The organism is Pseudomonas sp. PB101, from assembly GCF_009764265.1.
Taxonomy (GTDB): Bacteria; Pseudomonadota; Gammaproteobacteria; order Pseudomonadales; family Pseudomonadaceae; genus Aquipseudomonas.
Map to the genome: position 1 here is coordinate 29,596 of NZ_RWIR01000065.1, position 19,385 is coordinate 48,980.

General features: G+C 58.8%; 10 protein-coding genes. 4 read left to right on the forward strand and 6 right to left on the reverse strand.

What is annotated here, in order from left to right; translation table 11 throughout:
• Positions 1–405: 405 nt before the first annotated feature.
• The 3 genes from EI969_RS19695 (at position 406) to EI969_RS19705 (ending at position 10,964) form a co-directional block, all read left to right on the forward strand.
• Entirely contained in the window at positions 406–5,565 is a 5,160-nt protein-coding gene (locus EI969_RS19695) for a Tc toxin subunit A (RefSeq protein WP_160389264.1), read from the forward strand.
• Between the two features lie 149 nt (positions 5,566–5,714).
• A complete protein-coding gene (locus EI969_RS19700; protein ID WP_160389265.1) occupies positions 5,715–10,337 on the forward strand; it encodes a neuraminidase-like domain-containing protein in 4,623 nt (1,540 codons plus the stop codon).
• Between the two features lie 96 nt (positions 10,338–10,433).
• Positions 10,434–10,964, forward strand: a complete 531-nt coding sequence (locus EI969_RS19705) for a hypothetical protein (RefSeq protein ID WP_160389266.1) — start codon at positions 10,434–10,436, stop codon at positions 10,962–10,964.
• A gap of 34 nt (positions 10,965–10,998) precedes the next feature.
• Here EI969_RS19705 and EI969_RS19710 read toward each other — a convergent pair whose 3' ends face one another.
• The 6 genes from EI969_RS19710 to EI969_RS19735 are packed head-to-tail and all read right to left on the reverse strand — an operon-like array spanning position 10,999 to position 17,700.
• Positions 10,999–12,330, reverse strand: a complete 1,332-nt coding sequence (locus tag EI969_RS19710) for a DUF58 domain-containing protein (RefSeq protein WP_160389267.1) — start codon at positions 12,328–12,330, stop codon at positions 10,999–11,001.
• Positions 12,327–13,328, reverse strand: coding sequence for a MoxR family ATPase (locus EI969_RS19715; RefSeq protein ID WP_160389268.1), 1,002 nt, complete (start codon positions 13,326–13,328; stop codon positions 12,327–12,329). Before EI969_RS19715 ends, EI969_RS19710 begins: the two co-directional genes overlap by 4 nt.
• A complete protein-coding gene (locus EI969_RS19720; protein WP_160389269.1) occupies positions 13,325–14,488 on the reverse strand; it encodes a DUF4350 domain-containing protein in 1,164 nt (387 codons plus the stop codon). The genes EI969_RS19715 and EI969_RS19720 overlap by 4 nt, the downstream gene beginning before the upstream one ends.
• Positions 14,485–16,014, reverse strand: coding sequence for a DUF4129 domain-containing protein (locus tag EI969_RS19725; RefSeq protein WP_160389270.1), 1,530 nt, complete (start codon positions 16,012–16,014; stop codon positions 14,485–14,487). The genes EI969_RS19720 and EI969_RS19725 overlap by 4 nt, the downstream gene beginning before the upstream one ends.
• The gene (locus EI969_RS19730) at positions 16,001–16,978 is read right to left on the reverse strand and encodes a stage II sporulation protein M (protein ID WP_160389271.1); all 978 of its coding nucleotides are present in this window, start codon (positions 16,976–16,978) and stop codon (positions 16,001–16,003) included. Before EI969_RS19730 ends, EI969_RS19725 begins: the two co-directional genes overlap by 14 nt.
• Positions 16,975–17,700, reverse strand: a complete 726-nt coding sequence (locus tag EI969_RS19735; RefSeq protein ID WP_160389272.1) for an RDD family protein — start codon at positions 17,698–17,700, stop codon at positions 16,975–16,977. Before EI969_RS19735 ends, EI969_RS19730 begins: the two co-directional genes overlap by 4 nt.
• 175 nt (positions 17,701–17,875) lie before the next feature.
• Between EI969_RS19735 and sbcB the strand changes: the two genes are divergently transcribed.
• Positions 17,876–19,306 carry an exodeoxyribonuclease I gene (gene sbcB / locus EI969_RS19740; RefSeq protein ID WP_160389273.1) on the forward strand — a complete coding sequence of 477 codons (1,431 nt, stop codon included), beginning with the start codon at positions 17,876–17,878 and terminating at the stop codon, positions 19,304–19,306.
• Positions 19,307–19,385 lie beyond the last annotated feature (79 nt).

The window sequence follows — 19,385 nt, forward strand, 5'->3', positions numbered from 1 at the left end:
TATCGATTTTATTGGGTCTTGGAGGATGCATCAGACGGAGATTCTACGCCCTGGTTCGACACCGCCTGGTTCTATGTGAGAACCCCGCCCGAGTAGGCTAGCAATATCGAACAAAAATCGAAGCAATGAGGTCCGGCCTGTGAATTCTCATGGGTGAGAGCCTGATATCAAGCCCTGTCTCCCGCAACCCGGCAACCCGCCGGTCGGCACCCGGTTCTTCGATAAAACCACTCTATTCAAATCCGAGCTGATCGACCAGATTTACCGTTCGTCTGGACTGTCAATACTGACAGGTGTCGGCGAGGTCGTGGTCAGCGTACAAAATCACCAAAGGGCAATCGCCAATCACTTACTGCCTTTCGTGCCGCAGCTGGCGCCACTCTTTTGTTTTGCAGGAGATCCACGATGAGCAATGACTCGACCACGCCTCTAAAGCAGCTTCTGGAGCTGACGCCCGGCGCATATGAGCCTACCGTTCAAAGCAATTTCGAGCATTTTGTCGCCAAGGGAGGCTCCGTTTTCGACCTGCTGAAACTGGGGCGTCAACAAGTGGTCGAGACTTTCGGGCTGCATAGTCGCACTGCGCAATTGTTGATGGACAGGGCTCAGAGCCTTGCGGTGTATACCGCTCGAGAGTTTCGTGAACAGCGTCTGGTGACACAGGCACCGCCCAACCCCCTGCATCGCACCGGCGTGCAGGCGCTAGTGGCGGATGCGCCTACGTTTGACGATTTGTTCGACCCTGACTGGGAGGGAGCCAGTCCCTCTCAAAGCCCGGACTCAAGCATCTCGCCAGCGGCTTATTTTGTGAGGCTGATCATCATGGCCCGGGACCTGGAGAATCGCGCGGGGAGCAAAAACGATCTCATCACGCTGAACACGCGGCGGCCGGACCTTGACGATCTTCTTATCGATTCTGTGAGCATGTTCCAGATCAAGCCAACGGTGACCCTGGTCAACGAGGTGCTGGAAAGCATCATCAAAGATTTCATAAAGAAGAACCCTGCCCCTGCAAATACGGACGACAAAGTGGTCGATGACCGTTTGCTGGAAACACGCTTTCCACTGCGCAGCATGCCGTTCGAGTGGTACGCCGAGCAATGGAAGCAGGTACTGGAGGAAAACAAGCTGTCGCTGGGTGAAGTCGTGCGGGCCATTGACCTGACGGCGCCTTATTTCAAGCAGACAGGCGTTCACGGAAACCTGTCGGACATTGCGCTTCGCCAATCCTGCAACATCGGGCCGCAGGGGCAGCGGATTTTACTCGAAAACTTTTTGTTTACCAAAATCGAACCCGCCCCAGACCCCAACGATCTCACGGCTTTTTATAAAAGAGATTTTGGCTCAACCGGCGATGCATTGAAGGATTCGGTGCACTTCTGTGCCCAGACCTCCATCGACGCACAAACGCTCACCTCCTTTTTGTCGATCGAAGATTGTTTGCCCAGTCTTACGGACAACATTGCGCCGGACTCAATGCCAGCAGCGTCCCCCAAAGTATTTGGCTCGGTGTTCATCAACGATGGAACTGACGAAGCGATGGACCTGACACCGCCGGCCAGTGGTACGCGAGAATTTGAGAACAGTACCAATAACCGTTTTGAGCGCATGAGCCGGATGTTGCGGCTCAACCGCTGGTTGAAATTGCCCCCCGATCAATGCGATCGCCTGGTGATCGCCGCGATCCGGGCAGAGCAAAGGTCTGACCTCATTGACTCGAAAGTGTCGGGGCAGCCTTTTGCGGAAAAACCCTTGAGGATCACCAACAACACCTTGCGTGTCATCGGCCTGTTCCAGGAGTTTCGCCTGCGGTTCAAGTGCTCTGCCGAGCAATTTGCGGCGTTGATTGACGAGATCTCGCCGTACGGGCGAGGAGAAGAGGCTTCGCAGTTCGACCGGATCTTCAATGCCCAGGCATTGTTCGACACGCCTTTGCAGGTGGATAACGCCCCCTTTTCCATCGACCCGCAGACCCGTGCCGACAAGCGCACGATCGACCATATCTGCAGCAGCCTGGGCCTCAACCAGGAAGCCTGGCGGTACCTGGCGCGGTTTGTGGCCAAGAGTCACAACCTGACAGAGGAGCTGACGTGCAGCTTGCCTGTGCTTTCCTCCTTGTATCGGCACGTATTGCTGGCTTCTTTTCTGCGTATCAGCCCTATTGAATTGGCCGCTTTGCTCGAGGCCTTGAGTGACAAGGGCGGCAGTGAACTGCTGCAACGGGTGCTGGGCGAGTCGCGCGTGCGGGTCAGCGGTGCCGCCAGCAGCGGCGATCTGTTGAGTGTGATGCATGCCGTGCAAGCCTGTGTTCAATGGTGTCAGGAAAATGAATTGAGCGTGTCCTGGTTGGTACAACACGTAGCGCCCGTGATTGCGCCACCCTTGGCCACCGAAGCGGACACAACCTTGTTACAGGAATTGCACAAGCGCCTGCAGCCGGTACGGCTCTCTGAAGAGGCGCTACGGGCAGCGGGTGTGCCGGCCAACAACAATCAGAATTTTTCGGGATGGCTGGAACTGCTCGAAGAGGTCGTTGATGCGGATGGTCTGGTGTTGAGCCTCACCGACGATACGCAAGAATACGAGCGCCTGGCGCGTGCGGAAATCGAAGCCGCGGTGACTTTGGCAGAGGTGCCGCAAGCGGATGCCGCACGCGCAAGTGAGGTGATTCTGGCGCTGCTGCTACAGGCCAGGGACGCCCAGAATGCGGTGGTACAGGAAAGCTTGTCGGTGTACCTGAGCCTTGCCCAGGACCTGGTGCTGCCATTGTTGAAATGGGTCAACAGCGGCGGTGTTTATCTATTGCTGCTTGAGACCACGCGAGCGCTGGAGGCGGTGACCTCAGGGGCAGACAAGGTCAATGTCGGTGATGAGGTGTTGAGCCTGTTGGCGCATCTGGTGCGACGTGCGGACGTCGTGCAAACACTGGGACTCAGCTCGGCGATGCTGGTCGCCCTGACCACCCGACAGAACTGGCGGTGGCTGGGCTTCAAGCACCCGCAAGAACTTTCCCTGACGTCCTTGTATTACCTGACCTTGTTCCAGCGAGTGGTGACCTACACCGGCCAGCCTGCTGAAAAGCTGCTGCATTACCTCGAGCTGGTGAATGCGTTACCCACCTATCTGACCCCGGAAGATCTGCGCCTGATTCGTGATTCGGCTGCAAGCAAATTGGCTGAAGTGGTGAAGTGGGGGGTACGGGAGGTGCTGGAGTGCATCCTTTATCTCAACCCATCGATGCCGGTGGTGCGGGATCTGGTCACGCTGGACACGGTGATCCGCATCCGCGGGCTGGCCGCCAGCAGCGGGCTGGATGCCAAGGCCATTATCGGCTTGGGCGCGTTGACCCCGGACAGTGACAAGTCGGCCTGCCGCAGTGCGGCCGAGCATGTCGTGGAGTGCCTGTCCGAATCGGCGGTACAGGGTGAGTCGCAGGTGGTCGGTGAAATCGGCCAGAGTGCGACCCACGACATCCGGTGCATCAACGATACCTTGATTGCCAACGCGCCGAATCAGGTCGCACTGATTGAGCTGACGTTGCGCGACCTGACCAACAAAGTCCTGCCGAACATCACCGTGACCTGGCGCAGTGATCGCCCGGGCCTGATGGATTCGGTGTCCGTCACCGATCATGAGGGCCGCGCGGTGATCCGTTTCAAACCGGAGAAAGGGCCATGGATGGGTGCCGTGCAGGTAACGGGTACCTATGGTCTGGCGCAAACGGTGTATGCACCGAAGATCCTGATCGATTGCGAAGAGTTCACTTTGGGCTTCGGCCTTGACGCCACTGAAGATCCTGCAGACGGGGATGAGTTCCTGGCCGGCGGACAAGCGTTTTTTCCTGTGTATGTACAGCTTGTCGATTCGCGGAACAACCCAGGGCGTGACCGTGCCGTGACCTTCGCCGGCAAAGGTGTGGTTGCTGATCCGCTGGTGGTGATGACCGATGAACAGGGCTTTGCCCGCACCAGGGTCAGAAGCATGGAGCCCGTGGAGAAAGCGAGTCTGGTGGCGAGTTACAGCACCAAGGATTCACTGGTCATCAACAACATCACGTTTGTCGACAAGCCCTCCATCAAGCACCTGGAGGCAGCCTCGATGGCTGTTGTCGGGCGACCATTGGTCCTCAATTGTCTTGTTGTAGGGCTGGATAAAAAGCCTTTCCCGAACGTGAAAGTCGAATTCTTCCAAGGGGAAACAAGCCTCGGGGAGCGTACGACTTCGGTCGAGGGTATTGCACAGGTCACTGTCGACGCACCAGCAGCCGGAGACCAGAAGTTCAGGGCGAAGGTCGAGATGGGCGAGCAACGGCTGGACCTGTACGTGGCGCAAGACGCAGTGATTCACGGCGAGTCCACCGACTACCTGTACCCCGTGGCCGACTCTGGTACGCCGACCTTGTTGTGGGTCACCGTGCGGGAGGAGGCAAACAACCAGTCGCGGCTGATTGCCAATTGCCCGATTGAGTGGACAGTGCAAAAAATCGAGGGTAGCTCGATGGCGACTGTCGAAATTTCCAGCGATGCACTGGGGCGTTCGACCTTTCCTTTCGAAGCGGATGAGGCGGGCGATTATGAGGTGACCGCCGTGCTCAAGGGCACCCCGACCTACACACGGAAATTCGATCTCAAAGTCGTGCCGGCCATCGAGTGGGCTTACAAGTTGACCGATACCACCGCCAACAAGGTTTTCACTCAGGCGCCTTTGGCCTTCATCCGCGGGCATGCCTACACGTTTGAGATTGACCTGCCCGCATCGGTGGACCTCACGGATGCCCGGGCGATGCTGGCCTGGAGCGGCGAGTTCTCGGCCAAAGGCCTGGGGATGCTCTTCAGCCCGCCTACCGGGGCATACGTCAGCATTGGCGAGAATAAAACACTCAGCTGGGACATCGATTGCAAGGACCTGCGCAACGGTGCTTTCGACCTGACCTTCTATTGCAATCGACTGGATCAGCGGCTGGTGTTGCCGGGGCGGCTGGATGCACCGCCGCCGGTGTTGTCGTACCCCGTTGCTGGCAATAGCGTAGAAGTACAGCCTTTACTCACCGGAACCGGCAGCCCGTCAGCACAGATCTATGTATTCGAAGGCCGAGATGGTGCGCTACTGGCGCGTACCAGTATCAGTGATGACGGTAAGTGGTCGGTACGAATTCCCGAACCGCTGTCGATGGGGCCGCATGTGTTTTCGGTCAAGCAACGGCATATCGATACGACCGAGGCGTGGGCAGAGGAAGTGCGGGTAACGGTGACGGACTTTGTTGCCAAGGTGCAGATTACGAACCCCGCTCCTGACCCGTTTGGATTTGTCAAAATCAGAAGTGAGTCCTGGGTTGAAGGGCTTGGACTGCCTGGTGTCGAGATCCGAATCGTAGTGGAACCTGGGGGCACTGTGACTTGCGCGCAAGGAATAGTGGGTAAGGACGGTCGCTGGCGTGTTCAATTCAAGCCAAATCTTACAGTAGGCAAGCACACGTTGGATGCTGCGTTTTTCGTGGACGGTGTAGAAAAATCAGACTGGCTGGCTGCGCCTTACTATCGCGTGGAAGTCGTCAGTAGAAGTTAGTCGATAGTTCAATGCATTTTATTGAAGCTTGATTTTTAAAGGTGGGTTATCACTCATGTCGAAGTGATGTGCCTGCTGATGTGTGTCTTACCTTTTTGGCGAATTTTATCCCCGAGATAGTTTCGTTCGGCCACGCAGTGGAGAAAATAATGAACAAATCAATTATTGGCGCGCTGGAAGAAAGTCGATGTGCGGCCTTGGCAGACTTTTATCTGGGGCAAGTAGCGGTAGAAGAAGACGAAGGTCGCCCCGAAGATAAAAAGTTGAAACTGACTTCGCACGATGACTTGTATCGCTACCTGTTGATGGACAGCCAGGTCGGGCAGGAGCTGGAAACAGCGCGCCTGGCAGAGGCTATCGCGGCGGCGCAACAGTACATCGGTGCGATTTACGGCGGCATGGAACCCGGTCATACCGAGCTGTTTTCAAAGGAAGAACTGCAAGCCTGGCATCAGCGTTATTGCAGTATCAGTGATTGGGCCGGTTATCAGATGCTGGTGGATTATCCGGAAAACTATATCAACCCGACCTTGCGCCTGAAAAAATCCGAATCGTTCCAGGAGCTGGAAAACAACCTCGGACAGGCCAGCCTGAAAGATGCCTCGGTGCAAATTGCGCTTAATGAACATCTGAAGCAGTTCGAAGAAGTCTGCAATCTCGACCTGATCTCGGCGTATATCAACAGTACCGACGGCAGCGGCACTGAAAAGGGCACCAGTTTCAAGAACGCCGATTACTACTTCATTGGCCGGCAACGGGTCCAACCCTTTGGTTATTTCTGGCGCAAGGCCCATGTTGAATTAACGACCGCGAGCGAGTTCCTCAACCCGGCCGCGTGGACCGAATGGAAACCCGTCGGTATTCCCGGCGCGCCGACGGTCCTGGCGATCCGCCCGGTGTTTTTTGCCGGTCGCCTGATGGTGGTTCAGGTCGAAGGGATCAAATCCCAGGACACCACTGAAAAGGACAATGACGGTAACGACGTGGTCATTGAAGGGACCTGGCAGATCGAGGTCAAGCTCTCTTACCTTGCCGTGAACGGGATCTGGTCGACACCCTCGACCCTGGGGAAAAAGCAGTTCGCCAAGGCCTCCGTGGAGTCGGCTCGTTTGGTGGTGGTGACTTACGCCGGCGTTAAACAGGATGTCGATGACCTGCTGGCGGTGTGTTTCACCACTACGGATTTGCCCACGGCGCAGGCGGCAGCGGAGGACGAGCAGGAGCTCGGGTGGATTTTCGCCACGTGCAATGCCTTGTTCGAACCGCAGCCGCCCAACATCGCCTCGCTTAAAGTGCTGGCCAATGGGCGTTTTGCCAATCAGTACGGGTTGCAGCACAAACTTCTATCCACTGAACGCGCGGTCTTGAGTCAGGAGCGGTTACCTCCTTCTGTCGTTGCTGCAATTGACCAGACACGTGATGGGGAAATAAGCAAGTTTATTTCGTTGAATATAAATCTTGGCAGTCAACGACAGTTGGTTGGGGATGTGCTTGAGTCGGTTAATGTTTTACAAGTGCAGGGTGTCTATGATTTTTCGTTTAATGCTTTTTCGTTGGAAGAACTATCTATTGTCCCAGAGGTTTTTACTGATTTTCCTTTCTTTGGTGCAAGTTGCGTTTTTAAAGTGAAAAAAGAAGGTGCAAGGCGTATTAAGGTTAGTGTTGAGGTTAGGACGCTTCTGGCGCGTATAGATGGGCTCACAATATGCTTGGATGATGCAGGTGGTAGCCCCGTTGTGATCGTGTCATTTACGAGGGATGACTTTCCAGAGGATAGTGATCACATTGTGATTGATAGGACGTTGGATATTTCAAATGAGCAAGCTGAGGCACTGTGGTTAAGAATGCGCTCCTCTGTAGCGGATGGGGCGGGCTTTTCAGCATTGAATAATGGGGTGTATTACCCATTCGGTAGTTTTAACAATAGAGTTGTTGTATCGAGGTATAATGAAACGGCAGAAATGGCTCTTAAGGTTATGGATGGTAATACCGTCCACCCAGGCCACTGGGAGTCACAGAGTACATTAAACGGCTGGTTCCAAACCCCATGGGTCGAATATCGCTGGACGGGTAACCCCATCGGTAAAAAACTGAGTGTTGTATGGGGCGAGAACCCAGACGGTAAGTTCGGTCGAGATCGCTATGACATCACGATCCAGCAAGCTCCCAATGTGAGCAACGTTCCTCTGATCAGCAAGCAGGCAAGCGGTGCACAGTTCCTCGATGTTCAGCCGCTGAATCTGGCAACGCTCAAGTGGATACGCCTCAACTCTCTGTTTGGTCCTGAACTGGTGGCCAAAGCCGCCATTTCCATCGACGAGCTGCTGTCGTGGAATACGCAGCACACCCTTGAACCTCAGCCAACGGGCGTCTCTCCTGCGACGGCACCGATTGATTTCAACAGCGCCCACGGCACCTTCTACTGGGATTTGTTCTTCCACCTGCCGTTCCTGATCGCGCATCGCCTGTGCGAGGCGCGCGAGTACCATGAGTCGCAGCGCTGGTTTCAATACATCTTCAACCCGCACATTCGAGAGGCGCGGCCGGGGGCAGCCAATCCCGCCGATCGCTACTGGCTGTGTCGGCCACTGCTGGAAAAGGGGGATATCGGCTATGAAGCGCTGGGGCTGGTCGACCCTGATGCGATCGCCTTTTCCAACCGCATTCACTATCGCAAGACCATTTTTGTCAGCTATGTGCGCTGCATCATCGCCCATGCCGACTCACTCTATCGGCGCTTGACCCGGGATAGCCTCACTGCGGCGAAGCTGCAATACGTGCGAGCCTTGTCGCTGATGGGCAATGCGCCGACGGCCAAGGCGATGAGCCATTGGAAGCCTAAATCCGCGGATACGATTATCAAGTCCAAGTCGCTATCCGGACCCTCGTCACTGACCACGTTTGCCCGGTCGCTGGAGGTCAATGTGGCCAATTTGCCGGCGCGGGTAGAGGGAGCGCCCGATTTTGAAATCCTTGGACTGGAGGAGTTCCGCCCGCCCACCAACGACCAGTTGCTCGACATCTGGAAGTACGTCGAGGAATGCCTGTGGAACATGCGGCATAACCTGACCATCGATGGCAAGCCGATGTCGCTGGCGCTGTATGCCCCACCGACCAATCCGCTGGATCTGCTGCGCGCCCAGGCGGGCGGTTCTTCGGGGGCTGCGCGCAGTGCTGGTGGCTGGCTGAACATTCCGCACTATCGATTCCGCACCATGCTGGCTACCGCGCAGAATGCGGTGCAGACGCTCATCGGCTTTGGGCGTGAAGTCCGTCAGTTGATGGAGTTGCGCGATCGTGGACAGCTGGAGGAGTTGCAGCAAAGTCATGTGATTGCTTTGGGCGGGCATGCCAAGACCATTCAGGAGGAGACAATCAAGCAACTCGAGGCCTCGGAAGCGGCTTTGAAAGAAAGTCAAAAGATGATTCAGGAGCGGGCCACACATTATGGGGAACTCAATGCAAACCCGCTGCTTTTGCCGGAAATAACCGGGGACGCTCTCAGCTTGACAGGCAAGCTAACGGGCGCAGCAGCCGTTGTTCCCTTCACGGCTGGATCGCTAATCAATGCGAGCATGAAAGAGCAAACTTTAACTGGTTTTGCAGCTATTGGCCCTGCTGCGTTGGGAGGTACTCAGGGTGGAGATCGTGGCGAACCCGTAAATGCAGTGGGTACTGTTTTTTCGATCACGGGTGCGGGCACGTATGCAACAGGCGAAGCCTTCCAACGAGCATCTTTTTACCTGCGCCGAGGCGAGGAATGGAGCTTCGCCGAAGCCCAGGCCAAGAGTGAGTTGCAGGTCATCGAGCAGCAACTCGAAGCCCACGACCACACCCTCAAGGCCGCCAGGGCCAGCCTCGCGCAAACCCTGAAAGCCAACGACCAGGCCCAGGAGCTTTATTCGTTCTACAAGACCCGCGCCACCAACGTCGAACTCTATCGCTGGTTGTTGAGCCAGATGGCCACGCTGTACTTCCAGGCCTATGACGCCGTGGTCGGGTTGTGCCTGAGCGCCGAAGCCAGCTGGCAGTACGAAATGGGCGATTTCGACACGCGCGTCATCCGCCCCAATGTCTGGATGGACAACCGTCACGGCCTGAGCGCCGGTGAGTCGATGCTGCTCGACCTGATGCGTCTGGAACGGGACTTCCTCAACCGCAACGAGCGGCGACTGGAACTCACCAAGACCATTTCCCTGCGCGATCTGTTCGAGAAAGGGCAATTCACGCCGGCTAAAACCTGGGTCCAGGTGCTGGACGACCTGCGCAAGGGGAAACTCGATTTCGAGTTGTCCCAGAAGTTGTTCGACAGCGATTACCCGGGGCACTACTGCCGGCAGATCATCAGCGTGGCCCTGTCCTTGCCCGTAGTGCTGGGGCCTTACCAGGACGTGCGCGCCATGTTGATGCAAACCGGCAGTACCACGGTGGTCAAGGCCAATGTGAGCTCGCTTGACTACCTGTATGGGGACGGCAACCAGATGCCGCCGTTCGACATCCTGCTCAACCTGCGCAGCCATCAGCAAGTGGGCATCAGCAGCGGCCTGGACGATGCCGGCCTGCACCAGTTGATGTTCGGTGATGAACGCTACCTGCCGTTTGAAGGCACGGGGGCTGTATCGAGATGGCAATTGCATTTCCCCCGGCATGCTTCGGCGCAACAGAGCGACATGATCGAAAGCCTGACGGACATCATTGTGCACGTGCGTTATCTGGCCAAGGCCGGCGGCACGGCTTACACCGAGGCGGTATTGGACAAGTTGGGTGATTGAGGCGAGTTCGCCTTGGTCAGGAAGACGTTGATGGGCAAATGCCTGAGCGACGTTATGTCAGTTCAGGTGTCATGAATTAATTGAGAGACGCAAATCATGAACGAAGACGAAATCAGGGGTCGCAACCTTATTGTGGATGGCAGGTTTCCCTCAAGCTGGAAAGAACACTGGTCGCACTTTAACGGGAAGGGGCTAGCGCGGACATTTTCAGATCCGGTTTATGGTTTTTATCTGATGATGAACGGGGAGGCGGCTGTTAAACAGACTTTCGACACGGCCCCGCTTACAGCCGCACAACTGACCAAGGCGAGCTACAGGCTGAGATTCCTATATGAGAATTACGGTGATGGCGCAAACTCCAAGGTGATCGTCAGGACCAGCACCGGAGTGGAGGACCCGATTGATCTGAGTGGCAAGATTCCCGAGCACCCCCAGGCTGAGTGGAATCCCTTTGAGCCTTATCAGTTCACGGTTGTGGCGGCTGACCAGGATGTAGACATCGAACTGCATGGGTCCGCCTTGGGCGGATCGAGTGGTTTACGCATTACCGACATCGACGTCCAATTGCATCTCGGCGCCCTGGTGTTGAAATCCGTGACGCTCGACGAACGGAGTTATGAGCCTTAGTCCATCGCAGCGCGAGAGGCGTACCGGTAGATGCCTAGGCAATGCCGGTGCGTTTCCAGCCCAGATACCGCGTCACCAACGCTGCCCCCAACTCGCCGGGTAGCGCATCCATTACCAGCACGCCATGAGCGTTCAGGCGTTCATGGAGTTCGGCGCGTGCATTCAGATAGTCCACTGTCCCGCAATAGGCCAGTGCTTCGGGCAAGGTCTGCACCGGGGACTGGCGCAGGGTGTCGAGCACGTCTTCGCGCAGGCTCGCGACCAGCACCTGATGCTGCCGGCTGAGGCGTTTAACGGCCGGGAGCAGCTCATCGTCATTCTCTTCGCGCAGGTTGGTCACCAGCACCACCAGTGCCCGGCGTTTTTGCCGTGCCAGCAGTTGCGTGACGGCGGCTTGATAGTCGGCACTGCGTTGGCTGCTGTTCAAGTCATAGACGCTGTTGAGCAGGGTGTTGAGATGGCTGGTGCCTTTGACCGGCGCGAGGTAGCGCGGTTGTTCGCTGGCAAAGGTACTCAGGCCCACCGCGTCGCCCTGGCGCAGCGCCACGTAGCTGAGCAACAGACAGGCGTTGAGGGCGTGATCGAAGTGCGACAGCTCATCATCCTGGCTGCGCATGTGCCGGCCGCAGTCGAGCATGAAGATGATCTGCTGATCGCGTTCGTCCTGGTACTCCCGGGCAATCGGCGTGCGCTGGCGGGCGGTGGCTTTCCAGTCGATCTGGCGCAGGCTGTCGCCCTCGCGAAACTCGCGCAATTGATGGAATTCCAGGCCCAGGCCGCGTCGTTGTTTCTGGCGTACGCCAAGCTGGCTGAGCCAGTTGTCCACAGCCAGCAATTGCCCTTCATAGAGGCGGGCGAAATCGGGGTAGACGCGGGTGGCGTCGGGCAGGTCGAGCAAGCGTCTGTGCGTCCAGAGCCCCAAGGGACTTGGCAGGTTGATTTCGCAGCGTTCAAAGCTGAAGTGACCGCGCTGGAGCGGGCGCAGGCGATAACCGGCCAGGCTGTGCCGGCCGGGTTGCAGCTCGACCGTCAGGGGCAGGTGTTCGAAGCTCAGGCCCGCCGGCACATGATCGAAGACTTGTACCTTCAGCGGTTGCGTAAAGTCGTGTTCGAGGGTCAGTTGCGCCTCGCTCCATCGACCCAGCGCGAGGCTGCCGGGTATCTGGCGTTTCAGCCGGGGCGACGGCAGGCGCTTTACGCGAACAGCATCCAGCAGGGCCAGGGCCAGCAGCGCCAGGAGCAAGCCCCAGTTGATCGCCATGAACCTGGCTGCAATCGCGAACTCCAGCGCCCGCAACGTACCCGACACAATGCCGCAAGCCAGCAGGATCAACAGCCAGGCGAGCATCAGGCGCGAGGGCTTCACAGGCGCGGCGCCGCAACCTGGTCGAGCATCTGCAGGAGCACTTGATCGACATCCAGCCCTTCGATATCCAGCTCCGGTGCGATGCGCACGCGATGGCGCAGCACGGCCAGGGCACAACCCTTGATGTCATCCGGGATCACGAACTCACCGCCGCGCAACAGCGCACGAGCCCGGGCACAACGCACCAGCGCGATGGAAGCACGCGGGCCGGCGCCGAGGATCAGGCCAGGCCAGCTGCGCGTGGAGCGGGCCAGGCGCACGGCGTAATCGAGCACCTGATCGTCCAGCGCCAGGTCGCTGGCGATGCGTTGCAGGGCCAGCACATCCCTGGCCTGTAACAACGTACGCATCGGTTGAACGTCGAGCATGTCGGCCCGGGTCGAGCGGCTGACCTGACGCACCATGTTCAGCTCCTGCTCGGCGTCGGGGTAATCCATGCGCACCTTGAGCATGAAGCGATCCAGTTCGGCCTCCGGCAGCGGGTAAGTGCCTTCCTGTTCGATCGGGTTTTGCGTGGCGAGCACCATGAACGGTTGCGCAATCGGCAATGCCTGGCCTTCGAGGGTGACTTGCCGTTCCTGCATGGCTTCGAGCAGCGCGGCCTGGGTTTTCGCCGGGGCCCGGTTGATCTCGTCGGCCAGAAGCAGGTTGGTGAACAACGGCCCCTTGCGCAGTTTGAATTGCTCGGTTTGCAAGTCATATACGGCATGCCCGGTGACGTCGCTGGGCATCAGGTCCGGGGTGAACTGGATGCGCGCGAACTCACCGCCGAAGCAATGGGCGAGGGCGCGTACCAACAGGGTCTTGCCCAGCCCGGGCACACCTTCGAGCAATACGTGGCCGCCGGCGATCAGCGCGGTCAGGACGTCGTCGATCACGCTGTCCTGGCCAATCACGGCTTTCTGCAATTCCTTGCATACGGCCTGAGCCAGCTGGCTTGCACGCTGGCGCTGTTGAGCCGTATGGCTCTGGGCGTCGGGCTCGAGTGGTTCACTCATAGGGCGTTCCTCAAAGATTGCAGGTGGGCGACCAGACGGCTGAATTCAACGCTGGAAAGCCGTTGCCTGGGTCGCGGGATCATGGCCTGGCTGATAGCGCCTGCGGGTTGGCCGCTCAGGCGTGCAAGTACTCGCCATTGTTCATAGACGTCGAGTTCTTCAAAGCCGGGATGGCGACGCCGTACACGGCGCAGGATGTCTTGCTGCAAGGCTTGCAGCAGGCCGGCCTGACCGTTGCGGCGCAACAGGAAACCGGCACTGGCGCGCAGGTGCTCCTGCAGTTGCCGACGCGCCTTCGACGGCGGTTCCAGCAATGGGCCCTGACGCATGCCGAAGTGCCAGAAACCCAGGCCGATCAAGGCGAACAATGCGACCAGTGCCTGGGGGAAGTAACGCAGCAGCAAGGTCGGCAGGCTGTCGTGATCGGTGTTGAAGATCAGTGTCACACGGGTGTCGGCGGTCAGGTACCAAAGCAGCCAGGCATTGTCGTACCGGTCGATGGCCGGGGTTTTCCACAAGTCGGCGTCGGTGACCACGATGATCGAACCGAGGACGTGATCGAGCTGCATCATGTGCGTGGCCCTGGCGCTGTTGGCCCAGGCCCGGGCGAGGTGTTTCGGGTCTTTGAGGTGGAACGTGATATCGAAATCGGCATAGGCCGGGGCGTCTTCGTCTTTCAGATAAAGCCTGGTCAATTGCGGGTAGGGATCTTCGCCGACTTTGGGTGGCGGCGCCTTGAGGTCTTTGCTCAGGGACTGGCGCAGTTGCACCCGATCGAGCAGCAGGTCATTGCTGTGGCCGAGTTTTTCATCCCACAACGACTCGGCGACGAACAGCAGGCGCCCGCCGGCCCGGGTCCAGTTCATCAGCTGGTCGATCTGCCGTGGCGTCATGTTGTAGCGGTCCCCGAGTAACAGCAGGCTGTGTTGGTGCGGGTCGAGGCTGGGCAGGATGTCGAGGCTGTTGGCGTGGTCGACGCTCAGGCCTTGTTTACGCAGGAACAGTTCCGCCGCCAGATAAGGGTTGGCCCTGGCTTCTGGAGAGGGACCGTGGTCGATTTCGGCCTGATAAGGCGTTGCCTTGAGGTACAGATAAACACTCAGCGCAGCCACCAGCACGGCGATCAACGCAATGGCAAACGCCCCCCGGCGCCGACTCAACGAACCGCTCCCGCGTCAAACAACACACGCCAGCCATCACACAGTTCCTGTTGCACCTGTTCGGGTGGCAGGCGGTGACCGTAGGCCATGTTTTGCCAGTGCCCGGTCAGGCTCTGGCTGTAGGCCAGCAACGCCGGTTGTTGCAGTTGCTCGATGCGCCGCAGCACCTGGCCTTCGGTGTCGGCGGCTTTGAGTGCGATGTCGAAGTCGTGCAACAGGCGGCTGAGCAGGGCGCGATAGAGCAAGCCGAGGGCTTCGCGTGGATCGGTTTGCCAGAGGTTTTCAGCGCTGGCGGCGATGTCGGTGGGCAGGGACTCGGGCTTGAGGTCCAGGCCGAATGCCTGCTGCGGTACAGGCCGGGTGGCTTTGACGCGAAGCGTTGGGCGGCGGCCGACAAAGGCCTGCAACCCGTCGCGATAGTGCCAGATCAACAGGCCGATGCTTGCGATGACAATGCCCCACAGCGCGGCTTCAATCAGGCTCGCCAAGCCCTCAAACAGCTTCAACAGCGCCTTCAACCATTGCGGTGTCTTGCTGTCTTGCGAGGCATCAACGTCCGGCTGGTCTTCGCCGAAGCGATAGCGCGTCAGCGTTTCCCGGTTCTTGAACGGTGGTTGTTCGAGGATCGTCTTGATGCTGTCCCTGGAGGCCTGGCTGTTCAGGGGCTGGTTCAGCAGGCGTGGGCTGTCGGGTGTCATGGCCGGTTCGGCGGCCCACACGCCGTGGGTGGGCGGCATCAGCAATGTCACCGCGATCAGCAAGGCAGCGCCTGCGCCGGTGAGGCGTTGGCGCAACCGGCGGAACACCAGTTCGATATCCCAGGCCTCCAGCACGGTGCGCCGGTTCAGGTAGAGGTTGAAACCGCAGGCGACATAGATCGGTTCCCAGACCACCAGCACCAGTGCATAAAAGGCGTTGGTCAGGTGTTCCAGCCAGCGCCAGTCCTGGGTGGCTTCCGAGATCAGCGACTGCCAGCTCCAGTCGAGCGCGACCTGTTGTGGCAGGAGCAGATAGAACAGCACCATCAAACCGATCCACAACGCGCCTTCCAGGTGCGCGCCGATGATCGTCAGCCAGCGGGCGGCACCGGCGTCGCGCTGCAACAGCACCCGCAGGCGCTGCTGGCGTTGCGCGCCGTCGAGGCCTTCGAGTTGCACCACTGGCATCACGAAGCTGCGCTCCAGGCTCAGGCGTCGCCAGGTCAGGCTGGCCAGCAATTGCGGTTTGAGCAGTCGTGGCCATTGCTGCAGGGCCTGTTTTAGTGTGGGCGTCTCACCGAACATGGCTTTGGACAGGATGTACAAGGGCAGGCGTTCGAACGCCGGCTTCAGCCACCAGAAAATAAACACGGCGAGGGAAGGGGAATCCCAAAGCCCCCAACTGAGCAGCACGAAAATGGGCAAGGTGACCATGGCCCAACTGGTCATCAACAGGCGTCGATGGCGCTGGCTCAGGAGCACGCCGAGGTCCATGGCCTCCCAGGTCGAGCGCGGGCGAATCACCACCGTGACGTCATTCAGGCGCATGGCGACGACGTCCGGCGAACACGAGATAGACCGCCACCAGTAACCAGAGCGATGCGCCAACCAGGTACTTGGTCTGGTGCGACGGGCCCGTCATGGATGACCAGTAGGCTTCGATAAACGCAGCGATCAACAGAAACAGCATGACCCCGCAGATCAACAGCACACTCTTGCGTGCTGCCAATCGCATGGCCTCGGCCCGTGGCAGGCGCCCGGGGGCGACCAACGCCCAGCCCAGCTTCAGGCCGGCGGCGCCAGCCAGGGCGATGGCGCTGAGTTCGAAGGCGCCATGGCCGATCACGAATGTCCAGAAGGTCGGCCCGTAGCCGACGTAGGTCAGGTGCCCGGCCACCGCACCGATCATCAGGCCGTTGAAAATCAGGAAAAACACGCTGCCCAAACCAAACAGCAAACCGCTGGCGAAGGTCTGAAAGGCGATGCCGATGTTGTGCATGATGTAGTAGCCGAACATCGCCCAGTCCTCACTGGCCGCTCGGTCCACCGTGCGCCCGAGGTGACCGGCCACGGGGTCGTACATGCTTTGCATTTCACTGACCTGCTCGGCGGGGATCAGGTTGTAGACCAGGTCCGGGTACAGGTACACCAGCAGCGCAAAACCGCCCAGGCTGGCAAAGAACATCAGGCTGGCGGCGAGGACGAAACGCCACTGTTCGCGCACCAGCCGCGGGAAGTCGGCCAGGATGAATGCCAGCACGTTGGCGCCCAAACGGCTGCGGTGACGGTAAAGCTGTTGATGCCCGCGCAGCACCTGTTGCTGCAAGGCATCGATCAGAAAGCTGCTGTAGCCACGCTCCCGGGCCAGTGCCAGGTGTTGGCAGAGGCGTCGGTAGTCCTTCGGGAAATTGCCGGCGTCGGTGTTTTTGTCGTCTCGTTCCAACTGATCGAGCAGATGGGAAAAACGCTCCCATTCTGCCTTGTGCCGGCTTTCAAAAAGACTTTGCTTCATGTCGGCCCCAACAGGCCGCGGGCGATGCCGTTGAGTTCGGTGACCGCTTGCGCGGGCTGGACTTGCAAGGGTTGCGCGAGTATCGCGGCCAGTTCATCGGCCCGCGCCGGGGAGAGTTCAGCCTGGCGCTCGGCAAACCCGAGAATCGCCCGTTGCTCGGTGAGGGTCAGGGCAAAGGGCGGACGACGGGGCTGTGCTTGCGGGAGTTCGGGACGGGTGTGCGATTGTTCGCGGTAGATCACCAGGGTGCCGGCGGCGATATCGCCGAGGCGCTTGAAGTGGGGGTGTTGCAGGCAACTGATGGCGCCGAGGAAATAACCGAACGGCAGCAGGTCGACAACGCGCAGCAGGTTGCGCAACAGCGAAGCAGACCAGCCGACCGGCGTGCCATCGTCGTGCACCACCCGCAATCCCATCCATTGCTTGCCCGGCGAGCGGCCTTGGTTCAGCACCTCGAACAGCACCATGTACCACCAACTCGCCACGAACAGCAGTATCGACGCGAGTCCCGCGCCCAGCTTGCCGAGCATCGCCAGCACAATGAACAGCACCCCCAGGGCCAGGCCGCGCAAACCCAGATCGATGGAAAACGCCAGCGCACGGACCATCAAGCCGGCCGGGCGCAGTGGCAGGTCGACGCCCTCCGGCGTTTCGACTTGATAGCGCGTATCCAGTGGCGGTGACAGCGGCGCATTCCCTGGCAGTGCTGTGGTCTCGAGCATGGGCTACCTGATGTGTGGCCTGGATCGGGATTCTCTGTCCATCCGATGCTAGCAGCCTATGCGGGGGGAAACGACATCGCTGTGTTTTGCCGCAACACGCTGGAATGACAAGACTGCTGGCCGAGGCGGGAGAGGAACGCCTAGACTTTGCCGATCTTCAGTTCAGGAATCGCCCGTGACCTCCATCTTCTGGTACGACTACGAAACCACTGGCATCAATCCCCGTTGCGACCGTCCGTTGCAAATGGCCGGCCTGCGCACCGACTTCGATCTCAATGAAATCGACGAGCCGGTCAATCTTTACTGCCGGCCCAGTGACGACATCCTGCCGCATCCTGCCGCCTGTGCGATCACGGGCATCACCCCCGGGCAACTGCAGGCGCAGGGTTTGAGCGAGGCTGATTTCATGACCCGGGTGCATGCCCAGCTCGCGGCACCGGGCACCTGTGGCGCGGGGTATAACACCCTGCGTTTCGACGACGAGATGACCCGCTACAGCCTGTACCGAAACTTTTTCGACCCTTATGCGCGGGAATGGCAGGGCGGCAACAGCCGCTGGGACCTGATCGATGTGGTGCGCGCCGCCTATGCCTTGCGCCCCGATGGCCTGGTCTGGCCAACGGATGACGAGGGTCGGGTCACACTCAAGCTCGAACGCCTGACCGCCGCCAATGGCATCGATCATGGCAATGCCCACGAAGCGCTGTCGGACGTTCGCGCGACGATCGCCCTGGCGCGCCTGATACGGGAAAAACAGCCAAAACTCTACGACTGGTTGTTTCAACTGCGCAGCAAGCAGAAAGTCATGGACCAGATACGCCTGCTGCAACCGCTGGTGCATGTGTCCGGCCGTTTTTCCGCCGCGCGCAGCTATGTGGGTGTGGTGTTGCCGCTGGCGTGGCACCCGCGCAACAAGAACGCCCTGATTGTCTGTGACTTGCACCTCGATCCGCAGGGCCTGCTTGATCTGGATGCTGAAACCTTGCGCCAGCGCCTGTATACCCGTCGCGATGAGCTGGTCGAAGGTGAGCTGCCGGTGCCATTGAAGTTGATTCACATCAACAAGTGCCCGGTGGTGGCACCGTTGTCGGTACTTCGCCAGGAGGATCAGCAGCGTCTGGGTCTGGATATGGCGCTGTATCAGCAGCGGGTGTTGCGGCTAAATGACGCGCACAAAGTTTGGCAGGATAAAGTCCTCGCGATTTATGCCCGCGAAGACTTTTCCCAGAGCCAGGATCCCGAGCAACAGTTATACGATGGATTCATCGGTGATCGGGATCGGCGATTGTGTGAACAAGTCCGGACCGTTGACCCGATGCAGTTGGCACAAGAGCAGTGGCCTTTCGATGACGAACGTTTGCCTGAATTGTTGTTTCGATATCGCGCACGCAACTTTCCCGATACGTTGAATTCCGAGGAACAAGAACGCTGGCGAATATTCTGTCAGAAACGTCTGTCAGACCCCGAGTGGGGGGCGCCCAATACCCTGGAAAGTTTTGTAGAGGCCGCGGCGCAGTTGAGCGTTAGTGCTACTGCGTTTCAGCAGGGGGTGCTCAGTGAGTGGCAGGATTATGTGCAGGGACTGCGTCAGCGTTTTCGTCTTTGAATCCGAACATGCCGGGGCTTAAACGCCACGCATAAAAAAACGCCAGCATTTGCTGGCGTTCTTTTTTTGTCACGGATCC